Origin of the sequence: Lactiplantibacillus mudanjiangensis, assembly GCF_005405385.1 — a bacterium.
GTDB classification, from domain to species: Bacteria; Bacillota; Bacilli; order Lactobacillales; family Lactobacillaceae; genus Lactiplantibacillus; species Lactiplantibacillus mudanjiangensis.
Genome location: NZ_BJDY01000002.1, coordinates 746,725 through 764,899, shown reverse-complemented (window position 1 = coordinate 764,899; position 18,175 = coordinate 746,725). Strand labels below are relative to the sequence as shown.

Genomic DNA, 18,175 nt, shown 5'->3' with positions numbered 1-18,175 from the left:
TCTTTGAATATTTATGTAAGGTTAATTACTAGGAGGTTCCTCTATTATGGATAATTCAGGAATTTATGTCGGACTTGATATAGGGACCACCTCAATAAAAGTCATTGTTGCTGAACGTGTGAAGGGACAAATGAACGTTATTGGTGTGGGAAGCGAACGTTCTAATGGTCTGAGTCGTGGGGTGATTGTCGATATTGACAAAGCTGCCTCCGCGATTCAGTCAGCGGTACGCCAAGCGGAAGAAAAAGCAAGTATCGAGATAAAGAAAATCATTGCGGGTGTCCCGGCTAACTTAGTCAAAATTGAGCGTTGTCGTGGCATGATTGCTGTGGCGGACGAATCAAAAGAAATTAATAATGAAGATGTACAAAATGTATCAGCGGCGGCATTAGTTCAGAGTTTGCCCCCTGAACGAGAAGTATTGGATGTCATTCCTGATGAATTCGTCGTGGACGGGTTTGATGGGATTAAAGATCCACGTGGGATGGTTGGGGTACGCCTCGAAATGCACGGGACTTTGTTCACTGGTCCTAAGACCATTATTCATAATACGCGCAAGGCGATTGAAAAAGCTGGTCTTCAGATTGAACAAATTATTATTGCCCCGTTAGCACTAAGCTCATTAGTGTTAAACGATGGCGAACAAGACTTCGGTTCGGTAATTGTAGATATGGGCGGTGGTCAAACGACTGCGGCTGTAATCCATGATCATCAGCTGAAATACACGTATGTTGATCAGGAAGGTGGTCAATATATCACTAAAGACATTTCAGTGGTGTTGAATACATCCATTGAAAATGCCGAAAAACTAAAGCGTGATTATGGTTATGCGGATGCCCAACAGGCTTCGGATGAAGATGAATTTCCAGTCGAAGTCGTTGGTCAAAGCACGCCAACACAAATTAGTGAACAATACTTAGCAGAGATTATCGAAGCCCGACTTGATCAGATTTTCGATAAAATCAAACAACATTTGGATGAGATTCATGCCCTTGATTTACCGGGTGGCGTGGTCTTAACCGGTGGGGTGGCGGCCCTACCTGGAATTACCGATTTAGCGAGTCAAATCTTTGGCACGAATGTTCGGACATTTATTCCAAACCAAATGGGCTTACGACATCCGTCATTTGATGAGGCGTTAGCCGTCATTAAATACCAAGCGGCTTTAAGCGAGGTAGCATTACTCGTGAAGAGTACGTTAACTGGTGATACGCGTGCGAGTGTGGCCTTAGATTTTTCAACGACTACCACCGCAACGCCTGCTACTGGACAACAAGCAACCACTCAACCGCAAGCAACAACGACAACGCAAAAAACAACCAAAAAACAGCCTGCTAAGCAGGACCCCGATCAAGCAAGTGGCTTTGATAGATTTAAGAGCTTCTTTAACCACTTCTTCGATTAAGCGGATAAAAATGACGGAGGCAAGATTATGGAATTTTCTTTAGATTCAACCCAGAACTCAGGGGCTAATATTAAAGTCATTGGCGTGGGTGGCGGTGGCGGTAACGCCGTTAACCGGATGATCGCGGAAGATGTCAAAGGTGTCGAATTTATCGTTGCCAATACTGACGTCCAAGCCTTACAAACGTCCAATGCAGAAACTAAGATTCAATTGGGACCAAAACTAACGCGTGGTTTAGGTGCCGGTTCTAACCCAGATGTTGGTTCAAAGGCCGCTCAAGAAAGTGAAGAAGCTTTGACGGAAGCCTTACAAGGCTCTGACATGGTCTTCGTTACTGCCGGAATGGGTGGCGGTACCGGGAACGGTGCCGCACCAGTCGTGGCTAAAATTGCCAAAGACTCAGGTGCCTTAACGGTTGGGGTTGTGACCCGACCATTTACCTTTGAAGGGCCTAAACGTGCTCGTAACGCGGCTGAAGGTATTGCACAAATGAAAGACAACGTGGATACGTTGATCGTTATTGCCAATAATCGCTTACTTGAAATTGTGGATAAAAAGACGCCAATGATGGAAGCTTTCCAAGAAGCCGATAATGTGTTACGTCAAGGGGTTCAAGGGATCTCTGATTTGATCACGTCACCTGGTTACGTTAACTTGGATTTTGCCGATGTTAAAACAGTCATGCAAAACCAAGGCTCAGCATTGATGGGAATCGGTTCTGCTAGTGGTGAAAACCGGACAGCCGATGCCACGAAGCAAGCAATTTCATCACCATTGTTGGAAGTTTCGATCGATGGTGCCGAACAAGTCTTGTTGAATATCACGGGTGGTCCCGACATGTCCTTATACGAAGCACAAGCAGCTTCTGATATCGTGTCACAGGCGGCAACAACTGATGTTAACATTATCTTTGGGACGTCAATTGATGAAAGCTTAGGCGACGAAGTTCGGGTCACGGTTATTGCGACTGGGATTGACCAAAAGCGTGAAGAATTAAAGGATACTGGTCATAGTCGGAGTGAAAAGGCCCAATCACGTGGTGGGATGTTTAGCACACCTGCTGATCAACCAACCAGTGCCGCCAGCCAAGCTGATGCTAATTCAGCAGCCACTACCAGCAATGATCCATTTGGTAACTGGGATATTCGCCGCGAACCAAGCAGCTCACGTCCAGCTAGCAATGATGCTGAATTTAAGAACGTTGAAAAAACTGACTTTGATGTCTTTAATGACAATGCACAAGCTGATAATAGTGCTAATGATGATCATGGTGATTCATTAGACACGCCGCCATTTTTCAAGCGGCGTCGGAAATAGGCCCAATTGAAGGGAAGCGATCATGATGGCCGGACGTTTTAGTTTCAATAACTTTTTTGGTGTCGGTGACGAAGATGAGCTGCCGTCATCAACTAATTCGCAGCCGACGCGGGATGCTCCTGCTAACACAGCAGGTACGGCCGCAACCCCGAAGATTGTCCCGATGCAAGGTGGTAAATCCGTGAATAGTAAGATTGCCTTATTTGAACCGAAAATTTATTCGGATGTCAAAGAAATTGCGTCTCAATTGCTTAAAAATCAAGCCGTGATTGTTAATTTTGATCACGTGGATGATCAAATGGCACGGCGCATTGTTGATTTCTTAACCGGGACGGTCTTTGCCATCAATGGTGAAATTGAACGAATCGGTGACGAAATTTTTCTCTGTATTCCTGAAAACTACGAAGTTTCTGGGAGTACGACAAGTCAATTTAATCCCAATAGTTTATAAGGATAAGGAGTGATTGCCCTGTCATATTTGTTTATGATTATTGACCGGTTATTTCAGTTGTACCAAATTGCCTTAGTCGTCTATATTTTAATGTCCTGGTTCCCAGGAGCTTATAATACGGCGGTTGGTCGCTTTTTAGGCCGCATCTGTGAACCGTTTCTAAGTGTCTTTCGGCGTTTCATTCCCGCCATTGCGGGACTAGACTTTTCGCCAATCATTGCGTTTTTGGTGTTAGAGTTTGCGGAACGTGGGTTGTACTACTTATTGATTAGCTTAAACTTACTTTAAAGAACGAGGATAGTATCGTGAATGATAATTTAAAACAGCATTTTCGCGATAGTGAGGCCCCCTTTATTGAACAAGTCACGGGGTGGTTACAACAAGCCGCGGATCAATATCGGCCGATTTTAACGGCATTTTTGAATCCGAGACAGGTTTATATTGCCCAGACGATGGTCAATCAGTTAGATGACGTGCGGATGACCGCTAATGGTGGCTATCCGCAGGCCGAATTAAAACGGGTTTTGTTTTATCCCGATTATTATGAACCACAGGCAGCTGATTTTCAGTTGACGCTGTTTGAGGTGGTTTATCCGGTGAAGTTTGCGACATTGAAACATGGCCAGATTTTAGGAACCTTGGCCAACTCCGGTGTTGAACGCGATGTTTTCGGAGACATTATTTCCGATGGCACGACTTGGCAGTTTTTCTGCGAAACGGAGATGGCGGATTACTTCAGCGATCAGATCGATCGGATTGGCAAAACCAAATTACATTTAACGGCTCAACCGCTGGAATCAGCGATTGATGCGCAAAATGATTGGGAAACCATTACCACCACGGTGAGTTCATTACGCGCCGATAGTGTGATTAAAGCCGCGTTTAATTTATCGCGGCATCACGCTAAAGAAATGATCGAAGGTTCTCATGTGCGTTTAAACTGGGCTGATCTGAATAAAGCTGATTATGAATTGGCTTTATTAGATATGTTGAGTGTGAACCATTATGGTCGGGTTCGGCTGGTTGAAATCGGTGGGGAAACCAAAAAAGCGCGGTTGCGAATTAGCTTAAATATTATTCATAGTAAATAGATATTGGAGGAAATTTAGTATGGTGTTAAGTCCTGATGACATTCATAACAAAGAGTTTTCCACGAAATTACGTGGATACAATATTGATGAGGTAAATGATTTTCTTGAACAAATTATCAAGGATTATCAAATTACCTTAAAGCAAAATAAAGACCTCCAGGAACGTTTAGACGCTAGTGAAGGCAAATTGAAATACTTCAACGAATTGAAGGATTCCTTAAATCAATCAATCTTAGTTGCACAAGAAGCAGCGGATAAGGTGAAGACTAACGCGAAGAAGGAAGCGGATATTATTACCCGTGAAGCTCAGAAGCAGGCGTCAGATATTGTGAGTGAAGCCACTGATAAGTCTAACCAAATGATTGATGAAGCGTCACAAAAGGCTAAACGTCTATCTGTTGAAACGGATGATTTAAAGAAGCAAACGCGGGTCTTCCGTCAACGACTTCAAGTCATGCTCGAATCACAATTAGAAGTGGTTAAGAGTAAGGATTGGGACCAACTATTAAGTGAAACCGATACGTCGACTTATGCTGAAATTCAACACGTTTTAAAAGAAGATGACCTTGACAACGGCGCCAATGCGAGTGTAAACTCAGAAGCAACCGCTGAAATTACCGATGCAGCTGCGGGTGAAACGCCAGTGGCCGATGGTGGCGATCAAAGCCAACAACAAACGGTGGTTATTTTCCCTGATGATGATGTTGACTCTGCACAATAAGTCGATTAGAATCAAAGGTACAATTTAACTTTAGTTAATATTTTGAGGAGAACAGCAACCCAAAGGATTATACGCACAGAGAGCCGCGGTAAATGTGAAGTGGCCGTCCCTGATGCTTTGGCAGATCATCTCCGAGTGTCATCCTGAACTTTTGCGTAGGGGTGACCGGTTCATGACCGTTAAATCATGCTAAGAGAGAATCTAAACAATTCTAAATTTGGGTGGTACCACGATAACTTCGTCCCTATGCGGGCGGAGTTTTTTTGTACCCAAAAATGCAGTAATTGATGGAGATAAAATATTTAAGGAGTGATCAAATGCGTGTTAAAGAAACGCTTAATCTTGGTAAAACCAAGTTTAAAATGCGTGGGAACTTACCCGTTAAAGAAGCCGAACGTCAAGACGTTTGGACAGAAAATAAAGTCTACGAACATCGACAAAAATTAAATGAAGGTAAACCAACCTTTATTTTACATGATGGCCCTCCTTACGCGAACGGCGATATTCATATGGGACATGCGCTTAATAAGATCACCAAAGATTTTATCGTGCGTTATAAATCAATGAATGGTTTCCGTGCGCCATACGTGCCTGGTTGGGATACCCATGGGTTACCAATCGAACAAAAGTTGCAACAAGCTGGCTATGATCGGAAAAAGATGTCAACGAATGAATTCCGTGAACTTTGTCGCGAATATGCGTTGAAGCAAGTGGATCGTCAACGGACTGAATTCAAACGTTTAGGCGTTAGTGGTGAATGGGACAATCCTTATTTAACCTTGAAGCCTGAATTTGAAGCAGCACAAATTCGCGTTTTTGGTGCTTTTGCCAAACGCAAGTTGATTTATCGTGGTAAAAAGCCGGTTTATTGGTCATGGTCATCAGAATCAGCTCTAGCTGAAGCCGAAGTTGAATATCATGATGTGACCTCACCATCTGCTTTCTATGGCGAAAAAGTCATCGATGGTAAGGGTGTCTTAGATGACGACACTTACATGGTTGTTTGGACGACCACGCCATGGACGATTCCTGCTTCTGAAGGGATCACCATTGATGCTGGGTTTGATTATGCGGTTGTTCAACACAGCGGTGATGATCACAAGTACGTTTTAGCAGCTGAATTGGTTGACGAAAATGCCGAACGCTTCGGTTGGGAAGATGTTAAGGTCGTTAAGACGGTTAAAGGGGCCGATTTAGATCGGGTTCTTTGTGAACATCCATTTGACGCAGACCGCAAGATCGTCACGATGTTAGGTGATTTCGTCACCTTAGATGCCGGGACTGGCCTTGTGCATACGGCGCCTGGTTATGGGGAAGATGATTACCGCATCGGGATGAAGTATGACTTACCAGTTTTTGCACCAGTGAATAACCAAGGTTACTTGACTGAAGAAGCTGGCCCAGATTTTGCAGGTGTCTTCTATGATGATGCCAACAAGATCGCGTTGGATAAGTTAAAAGCGGCTGGCTTGTTACTCAACTACATGCCATACGAACATAGCTATCCATTTGACTGGCGGACCAAGAAGCCAATCATCTTCCGGGCAACCCCACAATGGTTTGCGTCAGTTGGTGATATGCGTGATGAAATCTTGCATGCGATTGATGACGTTCAATTCTTCCCAGAATGGGGTCAAAAACGACTACACAACATGATTCGTGATCGTGGTGACTGGGTCATTTCACGGCAACGTGTCTGGGGTGTGCCACTCCCAATCTTCTATGCAGAAGATGGCACGGCCATTATGGAAACTGAAACCATCAACCATGTGGCTGACTTAGTGGGTCAATATGGGTCAAACGTTTGGTTTGAACGTGACGCTAAAGACTTATTGCCAGATGGCTATACCAATGAACATTCACCACATGGCGAATTCACTAAAGAAAACGACATTATGGATGTTTGGTTTGACTCTGGTTCATCACACCAAGGGGTCTTAGCAGAACGCGATTACCTCACTTATCCAGCTGACTTATACTTGGAAGGGTCTGATCAATACCGGGGTTGGTTCAACTCTAGTTTGATTACCAGTGTGGCCGTTTCAGGTCAAGCACCTTACAAACAAGTGTTATCACAAGGGTTCACTTTGGATAACAAGGGTCGTAAGATGAGTAAGTCATTAGGTAACACGATTGCGCCTGAAGAAGTCATCAAACAAATGGGGGCTGAAATTGTCCGTTTGTGGGTGGCCTCGGTGGATGCCAGTTCCGATGTCCGTGTTTCAATGGAAAGTTTCAAACAAGTCGCCGATGGTTACAAGAAGTTCCGGAACACGATGCGGTTCATGCTAGCTAACACGACTGATTTTGATCCTGAAACCAACCGTGTGGCCTTTGATGATTTAGCAACAGTTGATCAATACATGGCCGTTCGCTTGAATGACTTTGTGGCCGAAGTCAAAGATCATTACGATCATTACGACTTCTTAGACATTTACAAGTTGTTATTGAACTTCTTAACGGTTGATTTGTCGAACTTCTACTTGGATATCGCTAAAGATATCATGTATATTGATGCTGAAGATAGCCATTCACGGCGGTCAATGCAAACGGTCTTCTACGACACGTTAGTGACCTTAACGAAGCTCTTCACACCAATGTTGCCACATACGACTGAAGAAATTTGGCCATTCTTGAAGGAATCCGAAGAATTTGTTCAATTGACAGATATGCCAACGGTACAAACCTATGCCAATGCTGATGACTTGAACAATGGCTGGGGTCAATTCATGGACTTACGGAGTGCTGTTTTGAAGGCCTTAGAAGAAGCCCGTGATGCGAAGTTAATTGGGAAATCCTTAGAAGCCCACTTAGACTTATACGTTGATGACAAGACAAAAGCCATGTTATCAAGTTTAGACACGAATGTGCGGCAAATGTTGATGGTTTCAGCGTTAGATCTTCATGATTTAGCTGATGCCCCAGCCGATGCTGAAAAGTTCGATGGTGTCGCGATTAAGGTTAGCCATGCGGATGGGGAAGTTTGTGCCCGTTGCCGGATGACGAAGACGGATGTCGGTAGTGATACGGCTTATCCAACCTTATGTGCCCGCTGTGCAGATATTGTACGGACCAATTACCCAGAATCAGTTGCAACTGGTTTAGAAGAATAAGGGTGAATGAAAGTGCTTGGCTTAATTGCCAGGTGCTTTTTTTATAAGCATTTAAAGGTTGAAAGTTAAGTATGACGGTAAAAGTTTTACTATAATTGACTTAAGTTATGCTAAATTGATCACCTACGCCAGTCAGCGATTCTGCCAGCTGTGAGGACCGGTTTCAGCCACAGTGCGGGCTTCCACCTAGCCCAAACCGCTAGTCTCAAAAGTCGCCCACAGCGTTCCGGCTCAATGTGGGTGAACGGTAGGCGACAAGTAAGCCTAATTTTGATTGATGAATACTTGCTCCATCAACGATAATTACTAAAAAGTAAGGTTCAACCTTTAGATACAATCTAAATTTGATAAAGATAACGGTTACAACATTGCTTTTGGTCCTTGGTAATTGAATTATTGCTAAAAAGTAAGTATGATAGTGAAGTAATATCAATCAGATTATAAATAGATAGGATGCTGATGGTAGTGAAAATGATCAAGGTGCATGGTTCCGGTAATGATTTTTATTTATTGGACCAAACGCAATTTCCAGAACCACTAACGGATGCCGAATTAAAACAATTGGCAATTAATAGTTGTAAACGTGATGGCGCGGGCCTCTTTGAAGGGGCCGATGGTGTCTTGGTCGTTGATAAATCAGCTCATCCCGGGGCTTTAGGCCGGATGCGCGTGATTAATGCGGACGGGACGGAAGCCAGTATGTGTGGGAATGGGTTACGGACCGTTGCCCGCTACTTAGGGACTCAAAATAGTACGGACGCATTCCGAGTACAAACGATGTATGCAGATTTAAAGGTACAAGCAGTTCCTGATTTTGCCACGCATGTGCCAGCATTTAGTGTTGAAATTTCGCCAGTATCTTTTGACGCACAAACTTTAGGCATGCATGCGAATCATGATGTAGCAACGATTATCAATGAAACCATTCCAGCGTTATCTGACACATTGAAGTTTTCGGCAGTTGCGGTGCCTAATCCGCATTTGATCGCTTTTGTTGATCATGAAACGTTAATGGGTCCAGAACTTGGGCGGATTGGTCAATGGATGAACGATGGTAAAAATGAGATCTTCCCAGACGGCGTTAATGTCAGTTTTGTGGAAGTCTTAGGCCAAAATTCAATCTTTGTCCGGACATTTGAACGTGGTGTTGGTTTCACGAATGCTTGTGGGACCGCCATGTCAGCATCGTCCTTAATGTATGTCTTGTTACATCAGGACAGTACTGATTTCAATCAAGAAATTCACGTCACTAATCCTGGTGGCATGGTTAAAACCGTGGTTCATCAAGGCGCTGATGAAGAATATTGGATGGAACTTATTGGCAATGCCACTTTTGTCAAAATTGTGACTTTACCAGTTGCGGAAGCCTTAGCAGCTGATTTCAGTCAAGCTAGTGTGACGGTAACAGGTGAACAAACGGCTTACGAGGACTTTGTGGCTGCATTACCAACGGCTTAATTTTCTAAACGCTGGCTAGTCGGTTAATGACTGGGCAGCGTTTTTTGATGGTTAAGATTTCGATACATTTGAACCGAAAATTGCATTCAGTCGTAAAAATCGGTATCCTTATTGAGGAAAGCTAGTTTGGTGATTAGACCAAACCAGGTTAGGAGGAAACCAGATTATGGCTGATGACGATAGTCGAGTGACGCGGCGACAATACCACCGTCAAGATGAAGAACCTGATGAGTCTTCAACTAGTGGGGCAACACGGCGTGCGTATGCGGCTGAGAATAATCGGGCGCTGGAAGAAGCTAAAACAAAACGGTTAGGTCGTAAACTCAACTGGGTTATTTTAGGCCTAGTGATTGCGATTGTGATTGTCTTTTTAATATTATTTTTAACTCCATAGGAAAGTAGGCATTATTTTAATGAAATTTGGGATTATTTGCGCAATGGAAGAAGAACTGAAAACCTTACGGGAAGCACTACAAGGTGAACAGATTAAACCGATTAAAGACATAACCTTTTATGAAGGAACGATCGATAATCAAGCAGTTGTCCTCGTACAATCCGGAATTGGTAAGGTTCAAGCTGGGATGACCACGGCTTTAATGATCACGAACTTTGATGTTGATGTTGTGATTAATTCTGGTTCAGCTGGGGGAATTGGTCAAGGTCTGTCAGTCGGTGATGTCGTTGTCGCTACAGCAACCGCTTACCATGATGCCGATGCTACCGCTTTTGGGTACGAGTATGGGCAATTACCACAACAACCATTGTATTACGAGACGGACACTAACTGGGTGAACCAAATTGTTGCAGCTGCCAAAGCAACCGGATTACATGCTAAGACTGGGTTAATCGTGTCTGGCGATCAATTTATCGCAGGTAAAGCGGCAACCGATAAGATCTTAGCGCATTTTCCAAAGGCACTATCTAGTGAAATGGAAGGGGCCGCAATTGGTCAAGCTTGCCACCAATTTAACACACCTTATGTGGTGATTCGGGCCATGTCTGATGTCGGTGATGAAGATGCCGGCGTGAGTTTTGATGAATTTATTTTAGCCGCTGGTAAACAATCAGCAGCGATGTTATTGGCTTTATTTGCCGCCCAAAATAAGTAAACAAACTGAATCTGTGAAGAAAGAAGTATTATAATGAAGCGAGTGTACCTAGATAACGCCGCAACCACACCCATGGCGGCGTCGGTTGTGACTAAGATGATGGATGAAATGCAGCATAACTTTGGGAATGCATCCAGTACCCATGCCTTTGGCCGCGCCGCGCGCGAAGTCTTAGACGATAGTCGTCACATCATTGCCCAAAGCATTAACGCCGCGGATGATGACATTATTTTTACCAGTGGTGGGACGGAAAGTGATAACACGGCGATCATGCAAACCGCCATTGCACGCCAATCTTTAGGCAAACATATCATCACGACCGCAATTGAACATGAAGCCATTTTAAAGCCGTTAGCTGAACTAGAAAAGCAGGGCTTTGAGGTCACTTATTTACCAGTTGATGCAAATGGTAATCTCAGTTTAGCCGATTTTAAAGCGGCGTTGCGCCCAGATACGATTCTGGTCTCAATTATGACCGGGAACAACGAAGTCGGTTCACACATGCCAATTCATGAAATTGGGGACTTGCTAAAAGATCATCAAGCTTGGTTCCATACGGATGCGGTGCAAGCTTATGGCTTGTTAGACATTGATGTTGAGCGTGATCATATTGATTTATTGTCAACGTCAGCGCATAAAATTAATGGTCCTAAATTCTTAGGCTTCCTCTACAAACGTAATGGGGTTAATTTCCCAAGTTTTGTTAAGGGTGGTGACCAAGAAGACAAGCGTCGCGCGGGAACTGAAAATGTGCCGGCTATCGCTGGCTTTGCCCAAGCGGTTAGTGAATTGACTACTGAAGAAAAAGCCCATCGACAAACGAAATATCACGATTTCAAACAATATGTCGTTGACCAGTTGACGGCCAATGGTGTGGATTTTGAGGTCAACGGGGCGTTAGGAACCGACAACTTACAACATGTCTTGAATATTTGGGTCAAAGGCATTTCAACCTATACGTTACAAACGAATTTGGATTTAGGTGGGGTAGCGGTATCCGGCGGTTCTGCTTGTACTGCGGGGAGTCTAGAACCTTCGCATGTGTTGATCGCGATGTTTGGGGAAGACTCACCACGGATTAGTGAATCCATTCGATTAAGTTTTGGTCGCTATACGACTAAAGACGATTTGGATCAATTTGTCACGGTCTTGACTAAGACGGTGCAACGGTTACAAAAATAAAGGAGGATGAGCAGCATGGCTTATACGACCACGGTTAAATTACCCGGCGATACGAAAACCTATCAATTGAGTACCGGCATTAAAAAATATACGTTAATGGATTTAGGATTTACCAAAGGAAAATCGGGGGCTTTTGCCTACGAACGCGCGTTAGATCCCAATTCACCTTATAATGCGGCCTTTAAGTTCAAGATGGCTGTTAATGCTGATTTAACGGGCTTTAAGATGTCTACGGTAACCGGCAACGGGTTACAACACGTCGATATCTTTAAAAATGAAGCGCATCCTGAGGCTGTTGAACAACTCAATTACATCATTAAAGACTTTTTAGACCGCGATGTTTTAATCGTTAAGGCCTAAATGACGAAACGCCTGGCTTGCAGCCGGCGTTTTCTTTGTTATAATGGTATTTACTGGAATTGTACGACCTTCAAATCGTGGATTCTCCAGAATCTTTTGGAAATGATGGTGAACAAGTATGACTGATCACAGTAACACACGTGTCGTTGTCGGCATGAGTGGTGGCGTGGACTCATCAGTCGTGGCCTTATTGCTTAAGCAGCAAGGCTATGATGTGGTGGGGGTCTTTATGAAGAACTGGGACGATACCGATGAAAATGGTGTCTGTACCGCAACCGAAGACTACAAGGACGTTGCTAAAGTTGCCGACAAAATTGGGATTCCTTACTATTCAATCAACTTTGAAAAGGAATATTGGGATCGGGTCTTTACGTATTTCTTAGACGAATACAAGAAGGGCCGAACACCTAACCCCGATGTGATCTGTAATAAAGAAATCAAGTTCAAGGCATTCTTAGACTATGCCATGGACTTGGGCGCGGACTACATTGCCACTGGGCATTATGCGCGCTTAGAGCATGACGAAGATGGAACGATGCACTTATTGCGTGGGGTTGATAGCAATAAGGATCAGACCTACTTCTTGAGTCAATTAGATTCAAAGACTTTACAAAAGGTGATGTTCCCCTTAGGTGGCATGATCAAGCCTGATGTTCGGAAGCTAGCCTTGAATGCTGGCTTAGCAACGGCTAAGAAGAAGGATTCGATGGGGATTTGCTTTATCGGCGAAAAGAATTTCCATGAATTCTTAAGTCACTACTTACCCGCAACACCTGGTAAGATGATGACCTTTGATGGTGACGTTAAGGGCGAGCATGCTGGCTTGATGTATTACACGATTGGTCAGCGTCGCGGTTTAGGTATTGGTGGCGACGGTGAAGACAATGAGCCTTGGTTTGTTGTTGGTAAGGACCTCGAAAAGAATATCTTGTATGTCGGTAAGGGTTATCACAATCCTCATTTATATGCGACTTATTTAGAGGCGTCTGACTTACACTTTGTCACGAATGAAGACTTAGGTAATGATTTCCATGTGACGGCTAAGTTCCGGTATCGCCAAAAGGATTCCGGTGTAACCGTGCACTTTAATGAGGATCATACGCAAGTGCGGGTCACCTTTGATGATCCAGTTCGGGCAATTACGCCAGGACAAGCGGTGGTCTTCTATCGTGGTGAAGAATGTCTCGGTTCCGGGATGATCGATGCTGCTTACAACGACGAGCGAGTTCTTCAATATATCTAAACTAAAGGTTGAACGTTGATATGACAAGGGTTCAACAAAGCGTGATCATGCTTGTCATCTACCGTTCATCCACATTGAGCCGGAACGCTGTGGGCGGACCGGCCCAGCCAAAGGGCGGTCTGGACCGTCGTTTTGAACCGCCCAACCCGCGTTTCAAAATCGCTAAGAGACTCCCACGGCTGAGCTCAATGTGAACTCACTCTCGGTTATGATGGATACGTAGATTACGTGGTCCACGATATAACCGGAGTCAGCCAGTGATGGCGCCGGCCGTGAAAACATCGTTAGTCTGGATGATTTTTTCCGGGCTTACGATGTGGACGACTTTTGAGACTAGCGGTTTTGGCTAGGCTTAAAAGCGAGGTGGCAGCCCGCACTTTGGCTGAAACCGGTCCCCACAGCCGGCAGAATCACTGGCTGGCGGAGGTGGCTAATTTAGCAAAGCTTTTATCGTCATATTTATCTGTCAACCTTTAGCGTTAAAGTGTTTAACGAAGCTGACTAACTGCGATTGCGGTTAGTCAGCTTTTTTGTAGCCGCAAGTTAGCCTAGAAATCAAGCTTGATTTTCAGGCAGGAGTTGCTTATTCTAAATGAAGACGGCCAGTGGGCTAACTCGTTTAGTGAGGAAATGAAAAGATATGGAACGGTTCCGAAATTTCAAAATTTTGAATACGCTACCGCAAAAAATGGTGGCGGGCTTTGTCGTGTTAATTGTGCTTGGTACTTTGTTACTAAGTCTACCATTGGCAACGGCAGCTGGACGAACCACATCATTTATTGATGTGGTCTTTACCGCAGCTTCAGCGACTTGTATTACGGGACTAACGGTTGTGAATACCGCGAGTCATTGGTCCGTTTTTGGTCAACTTGTTATTTTAGGGCTAGCCGAAGTTGGGGCCTTAGGGTACATGACGTTTGCAGTATTACTCTTTAATATCATGCGTCGCAATATCGGGTTGTCGACGCAATTAATGGTCAAGGAATCATTGAACTTAGAAAATTTAAGCGATACGAAAAGTGTCATGCGCTACGTGGTTGGCTTGTCATTGTTATTTCAAGTTGGTGGCTTGGTTTTACTAGCCGTTGATTTTATACCCCGCTTTGGCTGGCGTCGTGGCCTATATGTATCGTTGTATCATTCGGTGATGTCTTTTTGTAATGCCGGCTTTGATGTCTTTGGCAATAGTTTACTGAATTTTCGTGGGGATTCGTATGTGTTAATTGTCACGATGATCCTCATTATTGCTGGGGGATTAGGCTTTTTAGTCTGGCGTGATTTATTGTTATATCATGAACGCAAACGGCTTAGTTTGAACTCAAAATTGACGTTAGTTACTACCATTAGTTTATTTGTGATTGGGTTTGTGTTGTTCTTGGTGACCGAACGTAATTTACACGCGTTGCCGGCTTCGTGGTTTAATCGGACGGTTAATACGTTGTTTTTGAGTGTTACGCCACGAACGGCGGGATTGATCACGGTCCCAACAACTAGTTTGCAAGCCGGTAGTATCTTCTTAATGATGATTTTGATGTTTGTCGGTGGGACGCCAGGGTCGACTGCTGGTGGGATTAAAACCACGACGTTCGGCATTCTGATGTTTCAAAGTATTGCCCAGTTACGAGGCAAACGAGATGTTGAATTTAGTCATCGGCGCTTTAGTCAGGCCAACATTAGTCGCGCGTTATTATTGATCTTTTTGGCGAGTATCGTGATTACAGTGGCAACGTTGATTTTGACTCAAACAGAGCATATTCCGAAAGAATTCGGCTTGGAATACATTGTCTTTGAAGTCTTATCCGCATTTGGTACAGTTGGACTGAGTTTAGGGCTAACGCCACATTTGACGGTAATTGGCAAATTGGTGATTATGTTGTTGATGTTTATCGGTCGTGTTGGGATCTTTACGTCACTTTATTCATTATCCAAACGTCAACCTAAAGTCAACTCAATTCGTTATCCAGAAGAAAATATTTTAATCGGTTAAGGAGGGGCAGTCATGAAGAAAAGTTTTGCGGTCTTTGGCTTAGGTCGTTTTGGCGAAAGCGTGGTACGCACTTTAGTGGCGGCGCATCAAGATGTGCTAGCCGTTGATATTGAAGAAGGTCCTGTTAATGAATTAATGGAAGTGGCGACGCAAACGCTGATTGCGGATACGCGTGATGAAGAAGTACTTCGTGATCTAAATATTGATACGTTTGATTATGTCATTATTGGGATTGGAAATAACATGGAGGCCAGCATTTTAACCACGATGCTAAGCAAGGAGCAAGGGGCTAAAAAAGTGATCGCTAAGGCCGAGACGAGTGACCAAGGCCGAGTACTTGAACGCGTTGGTGCCGATCAGGTTGTCTTTCCTGAACGGGATATGGGACAAGGCATTGTCCGCAAACTGTTATCTAATCACATTTTGAACTTTATTGACTTAAGTGATGAGTATACATTAGCTGCGATTGAGATTACTGATCCCACTTTTGTTGATCAAAATCTGATTGATTTGAATTTACGTCAACGATTTGGATTGACCGTCATTGCGATTAAACATGCGGGTGAGATTAACGTGTCACCGAAGCCTACTGATATGATGGCACTGCATGATGTACTCACTGTGGTAGGACCGATTAAAGGGGTCTCCGCGCTAGATGCGGCTTTAAAAAAATAAGGAAGAATGAAGCGTTTGGCTCAGGTCAAACGTTTTTTTGCGGCTTAAATGGGTTGGTACGGAAACCAATCGAATCAAAATATTGATGAGCGCCTCTTTGTACAGTCGTGGTAAGCTATGGCTGGTGTCGGAGAAAGAGAGCTGGTGGTCAAACGGCAATAATAAGTATCAATACTGGCCAGAGAGTGAATAGGGATAAGCACATAAGAGAATGGAGGAGAATGACATGCGGGTAACACGGATGATGACAAGTATCGGTGGGAGCTTCACTTTGGCACTACTGGCTTTCACCCCGTTGATTGCAAGCGCTGCCACTGGCCCGGGAACGAGTAGTAGTGATAATTTAACGACAGCGTCCGCGGGTTATGCAGCAACGACCGGGAGCAATGCCCAAGCACAATCTAATGCTGAATTTACGGTAGCGCCCGGTGCCTTGACGCTGGATCAGGTGCCAAATATTGCGTTAGGTAGTGTTAATGTCAAGGACATTGTGACTGGCAGCCCAGAATTACCATTAGTAGCAAGCAATACAACTGGCGGTAGTGGCTATGATGGCAATGGTAATCAAGATGTGAGTGTGACTGATTATCGTGGTAATCATGCCGGTTGGACGTTGACCGTTGGGATGGGACCCTTTACATCAGGACCAGCAACGGTAACTGGGGCAACTTTGGCTTTAAATTTGACGAAAAATTCAACGGATAATGCAACAACGGATGCGCCGGTATCATTGCATCTGACACAAGATACACCGAGTGCTGGTTGGATTAGTAATCCGCAAACAGCTTGGGCGGTGTTGTCTAGTTCAGGTGAAGGACGTAATACTGCATTTGCGGATACCACGAGTTCGTTGACGATTGACAAACAGGCAACCATTACGGCGGGTACTTATGATGCGACGCTATATTGGGCTTTACAAAATGCCCCAGTAGCGACACCAGCAACCACGCCTTAGTGGTGATTCAAGAAACGAGTTTAAGATTGCATTCTTAGGGATTTAAAGGGGGGTTGAACATGCGTCATCAATGGCAATGGTGGTTAGTGTTAAGTTGGGGCTTGTGTTTATTGGGGTTATTAGGTGGTCCACCAGCACCGGTACAGGCGGCCAGTCAACCACGTAATTTCGTCGCGACCCCCTTGCTCCCTAAAAATCAACTAAGTCAAAAAGCAGGATATTTTGACTTGAAGGTCACACCTGGGCAAACGCAGTCATTAAAATTGGCGGTGACTAATCCAGGATCGACCACGCGAACCTTGGAAGTGATGCCGGTTAATGCGACTACTTCGGATGCGGGCAGTGTCGTGTATGTGCCATCTAACCGAACTGATCCATCAGCACAAACCACGTTTACTAAAATGACCTCTGGGGCGTTGACGATCAAGCTTGCGCCACATCAAGGTAAAACGGTCACCTTTAAAACCAAGATCCCAGCTGGCGGATTTAATGGTCAGGTTTTAGGTGGGCTCTTCGTAACCGACCCCACGGCGACGAGTACCAAACCTAAAAGCAAGGCTCAAAATTTTCGGTTACAAAATCGTTATGCAGAAGTGACGGCGGTGGCGTTAACTTGTCATCCTAAGCAACAGCTTCCCGTTAAACTAACTTTAGCCCAGGTTAAAGTGGGATTGCGTGGCACGCAGCCGATGGTCTTTGCTAAGATTCGCAATCTGACACCAGTTCTATTTGGGCAATTAGAGATTGAGGCGCAAGTCGTGTCACTAAAGACCGGGCGAGTGGTGGCAACTGAACAGTTGAAAAATGGGTCAGTCGCCCCAAATAGTTGGTTTAATTATGCAGTACCGCTGGGAACGAAGACTTTAGCGGCTGGACACTATCAGCTGAACTTACACTTGACCAGTGGTAAGCGACAATGGCGGTTTAAGCGTCAATTTACGTTATCGGCGACGCGGACACGTGAGCATAATACGGCGACTAAAGCGGTTCATCAACCACGGCAAATTAATTGGTGGTTGTGGGGCTTATTAGCGTTGATCGTGATCCTCTTACTGATTGGCGGTTCATACTGGCTGGGCCGGCGCCGCAACCAGTCTGGGAGGTGAGC

Annotated in this window: 17 protein-coding genes; all 17 read left to right on the top strand. The window is 44.5% G+C overall.

The features are described 5' to 3' along the window. Positions 1–46 precede the first annotated feature (46 nt). The 17 genes from ftsA to FFM84_RS04545 all read left to right on the top strand — a co-directional run bounded on the left by ftsA (position 47) and on the right by FFM84_RS04545 (position 18,173). Positions 47–1,405 carry a cell division protein FtsA gene (ftsA, locus tag FFM84_RS04625; protein WP_130843169.1) on the top strand — a complete coding sequence of 453 codons (1,359 nt, stop codon included), beginning with the start codon at positions 47–49 and terminating at the stop codon, positions 1,403–1,405. A 27-nt stretch (positions 1,406–1,432) separates the two neighbouring features. Beyond that, positions 1,433–2,722 carry a cell division protein FtsZ gene (gene ftsZ, locus FFM84_RS04620; protein ID WP_130843170.1) on the top strand — a complete coding sequence of 430 codons (1,290 nt, stop codon included), beginning with the start codon at positions 1,433–1,435 and terminating at the stop codon, positions 2,720–2,722. 25 nt (positions 2,723–2,747) lie between these two features. Next, complete coding sequence (locus FFM84_RS04615; RefSeq protein ID WP_130843171.1) at positions 2,748–3,173, top strand: cell division protein SepF; 426 nt, start codon at positions 2,748–2,750, stop codon at positions 3,171–3,173. Between the two features lie 33 nt (positions 3,174–3,206). Then, positions 3,207–3,461, top strand: coding sequence for a YggT family protein (locus FFM84_RS04610; protein ID WP_130843172.1), 255 nt, complete (start codon positions 3,207–3,209; stop codon positions 3,459–3,461). 17 nt (positions 3,462–3,478) lie between these two features. Beyond that, positions 3,479–4,264: a YlmH family RNA-binding protein gene (locus FFM84_RS04605; RefSeq protein WP_130843173.1), complete on the top strand. Its 786-nt coding sequence runs from the start codon at positions 3,479–3,481 to the stop codon at positions 4,262–4,264. A 19-nt stretch (positions 4,265–4,283) separates the two neighbouring features. Further along, positions 4,284–4,985 (top strand): DivIVA domain-containing protein, encoded by a 702-nt coding sequence (locus FFM84_RS04600; protein WP_130843174.1) that lies wholly within the window; start codon positions 4,284–4,286, stop codon positions 4,983–4,985. Between the two features lie 317 nt (positions 4,986–5,302). Then, positions 5,303–8,098: an isoleucine--tRNA ligase gene (gene ileS, locus FFM84_RS04595; protein ID WP_130843175.1), complete on the top strand. Its 2,796-nt coding sequence runs from the start codon at positions 5,303–5,305 to the stop codon at positions 8,096–8,098. 459 nt (positions 8,099–8,557) lie between these two features. Next, positions 8,558–9,556 (top strand): diaminopimelate epimerase, encoded by a 999-nt coding sequence (dapF, locus tag FFM84_RS04590; RefSeq protein WP_130843176.1) that lies wholly within the window; start codon positions 8,558–8,560, stop codon positions 9,554–9,556. Positions 9,557–9,722: 166 nt separating this feature from the next. After that, positions 9,723–9,950, top strand: a complete 228-nt coding sequence (locus FFM84_RS04585) for a hypothetical protein (protein ID WP_130843177.1) — start codon at positions 9,723–9,725, stop codon at positions 9,948–9,950. A gap of 19 nt (positions 9,951–9,969) precedes the next feature. Beyond that, a complete protein-coding gene (locus FFM84_RS04580; protein WP_130843178.1) occupies positions 9,970–10,665 on the top strand; it encodes a 5'-methylthioadenosine/adenosylhomocysteine nucleosidase in 696 nt (231 codons plus the stop codon). A gap of 33 nt (positions 10,666–10,698) precedes the next feature. Further along, complete coding sequence (locus FFM84_RS04575; protein WP_130843179.1) at positions 10,699–11,847, top strand: cysteine desulfurase family protein; 1,149 nt, start codon at positions 10,699–10,701, stop codon at positions 11,845–11,847. Between the two features lie 15 nt (positions 11,848–11,862). Continuing rightward, positions 11,863–12,207, top strand: a complete 345-nt coding sequence (locus FFM84_RS04570; protein WP_130843180.1) for a DUF1831 domain-containing protein — start codon at positions 11,863–11,865, stop codon at positions 12,205–12,207. Between the two features lie 118 nt (positions 12,208–12,325). Beyond that, positions 12,326–13,450: a tRNA 2-thiouridine(34) synthase MnmA gene (gene mnmA, locus FFM84_RS04565; protein WP_130843181.1), complete on the top strand. Its 1,125-nt coding sequence runs from the start codon at positions 12,326–12,328 to the stop codon at positions 13,448–13,450. A 640-nt stretch (positions 13,451–14,090) separates the two neighbouring features. Further along, entirely contained in the window at positions 14,091–15,437 is a 1,347-nt protein-coding gene (locus tag FFM84_RS04560; protein WP_130843182.1) for a TrkH family potassium uptake protein, read from the top strand. Between the two features lie 12 nt (positions 15,438–15,449). Further along, entirely contained in the window at positions 15,450–16,112 is a 663-nt protein-coding gene (locus FFM84_RS04555) for a potassium channel family protein (protein ID WP_130843183.1), read from the top strand. 226 nt (positions 16,113–16,338) lie between these two features. Continuing rightward, positions 16,339–17,067, top strand: a complete 729-nt coding sequence (locus FFM84_RS04550; RefSeq protein ID WP_130843184.1) for a WxL domain-containing protein — start codon at positions 16,339–16,341, stop codon at positions 17,065–17,067. 59 nt (positions 17,068–17,126) lie between these two features. Further along, positions 17,127–18,173 carry a WxLIP family cell surface protein gene (locus FFM84_RS04545; RefSeq protein WP_130843185.1) on the top strand — a complete coding sequence of 349 codons (1,047 nt, stop codon included), beginning with the start codon at positions 17,127–17,129 and terminating at the stop codon, positions 18,171–18,173. Positions 18,174–18,175 lie beyond the last annotated feature (2 nt).

Bases quoted from the DNA above. Each gene is read 5' to 3' on its own strand.
- FFM84_RS04615 (WP_130843171.1), top strand. From the start codon at position 2,748: ATGGCCGGACGTTTTAGTTTCAATAACTTTTTTGGTGTCGGTGACGAA.
- FFM84_RS04560 (WP_130843182.1), top strand. From the start codon at position 14,091: ATGGAACGGTTCCGAAATTTCAAAATTTTGAATACGCTACCGCAAAAA.
- dapF (WP_130843176.1), top strand. From the start codon at position 8,558: ATGGTAGTGAAAATGATCAAGGTGCATGGTTCCGGTAATGATTTTTAT.
- FFM84_RS04555 (WP_130843183.1), top strand. From the start codon at position 15,450: ATGAAGAAAAGTTTTGCGGTCTTTGGCTTAGGTCGTTTTGGCGAAAGC.
- FFM84_RS04580 (WP_130843178.1), top strand. From the start codon at position 9,970: ATGAAATTTGGGATTATTTGCGCAATGGAAGAAGAACTGAAAACCTTA.
- FFM84_RS04550 (WP_130843184.1), top strand. From the start codon at position 16,339: ATGCGGGTAACACGGATGATGACAAGTATCGGTGGGAGCTTCACTTTG.
- ftsA (WP_130843169.1), top strand. From the start codon at position 47: ATGGATAATTCAGGAATTTATGTCGGACTTGATATAGGGACCACCTCA.
- FFM84_RS04575 (WP_130843179.1), top strand. From the start codon at position 10,699: ATGAAGCGAGTGTACCTAGATAACGCCGCAACCACACCCATGGCGGCG.
- ftsZ (WP_130843170.1), top strand. From the start codon at position 1,433: ATGGAATTTTCTTTAGATTCAACCCAGAACTCAGGGGCTAATATTAAA.
- FFM84_RS04585 (WP_130843177.1), top strand. From the start codon at position 9,723: ATGGCTGATGACGATAGTCGAGTGACGCGGCGACAATACCACCGTCAA.
- FFM84_RS04610 (WP_130843172.1), top strand. From the start codon at position 3,207: ATGATTATTGACCGGTTATTTCAGTTGTACCAAATTGCCTTAGTCGTC.
- FFM84_RS04600 (WP_130843174.1), top strand. From the start codon at position 4,284: ATGGTGTTAAGTCCTGATGACATTCATAACAAAGAGTTTTCCACGAAA.
- mnmA (WP_130843181.1), top strand. From the start codon at position 12,326: ATGACTGATCACAGTAACACACGTGTCGTTGTCGGCATGAGTGGTGGC.
- ileS (WP_130843175.1), top strand. From the start codon at position 5,303: ATGCGTGTTAAAGAAACGCTTAATCTTGGTAAAACCAAGTTTAAAATG.
- FFM84_RS04545 (WP_130843185.1), top strand. From the start codon at position 17,127: ATGCGTCATCAATGGCAATGGTGGTTAGTGTTAAGTTGGGGCTTGTGT.
- FFM84_RS04570 (WP_130843180.1), top strand. From the start codon at position 11,863: ATGGCTTATACGACCACGGTTAAATTACCCGGCGATACGAAAACCTAT.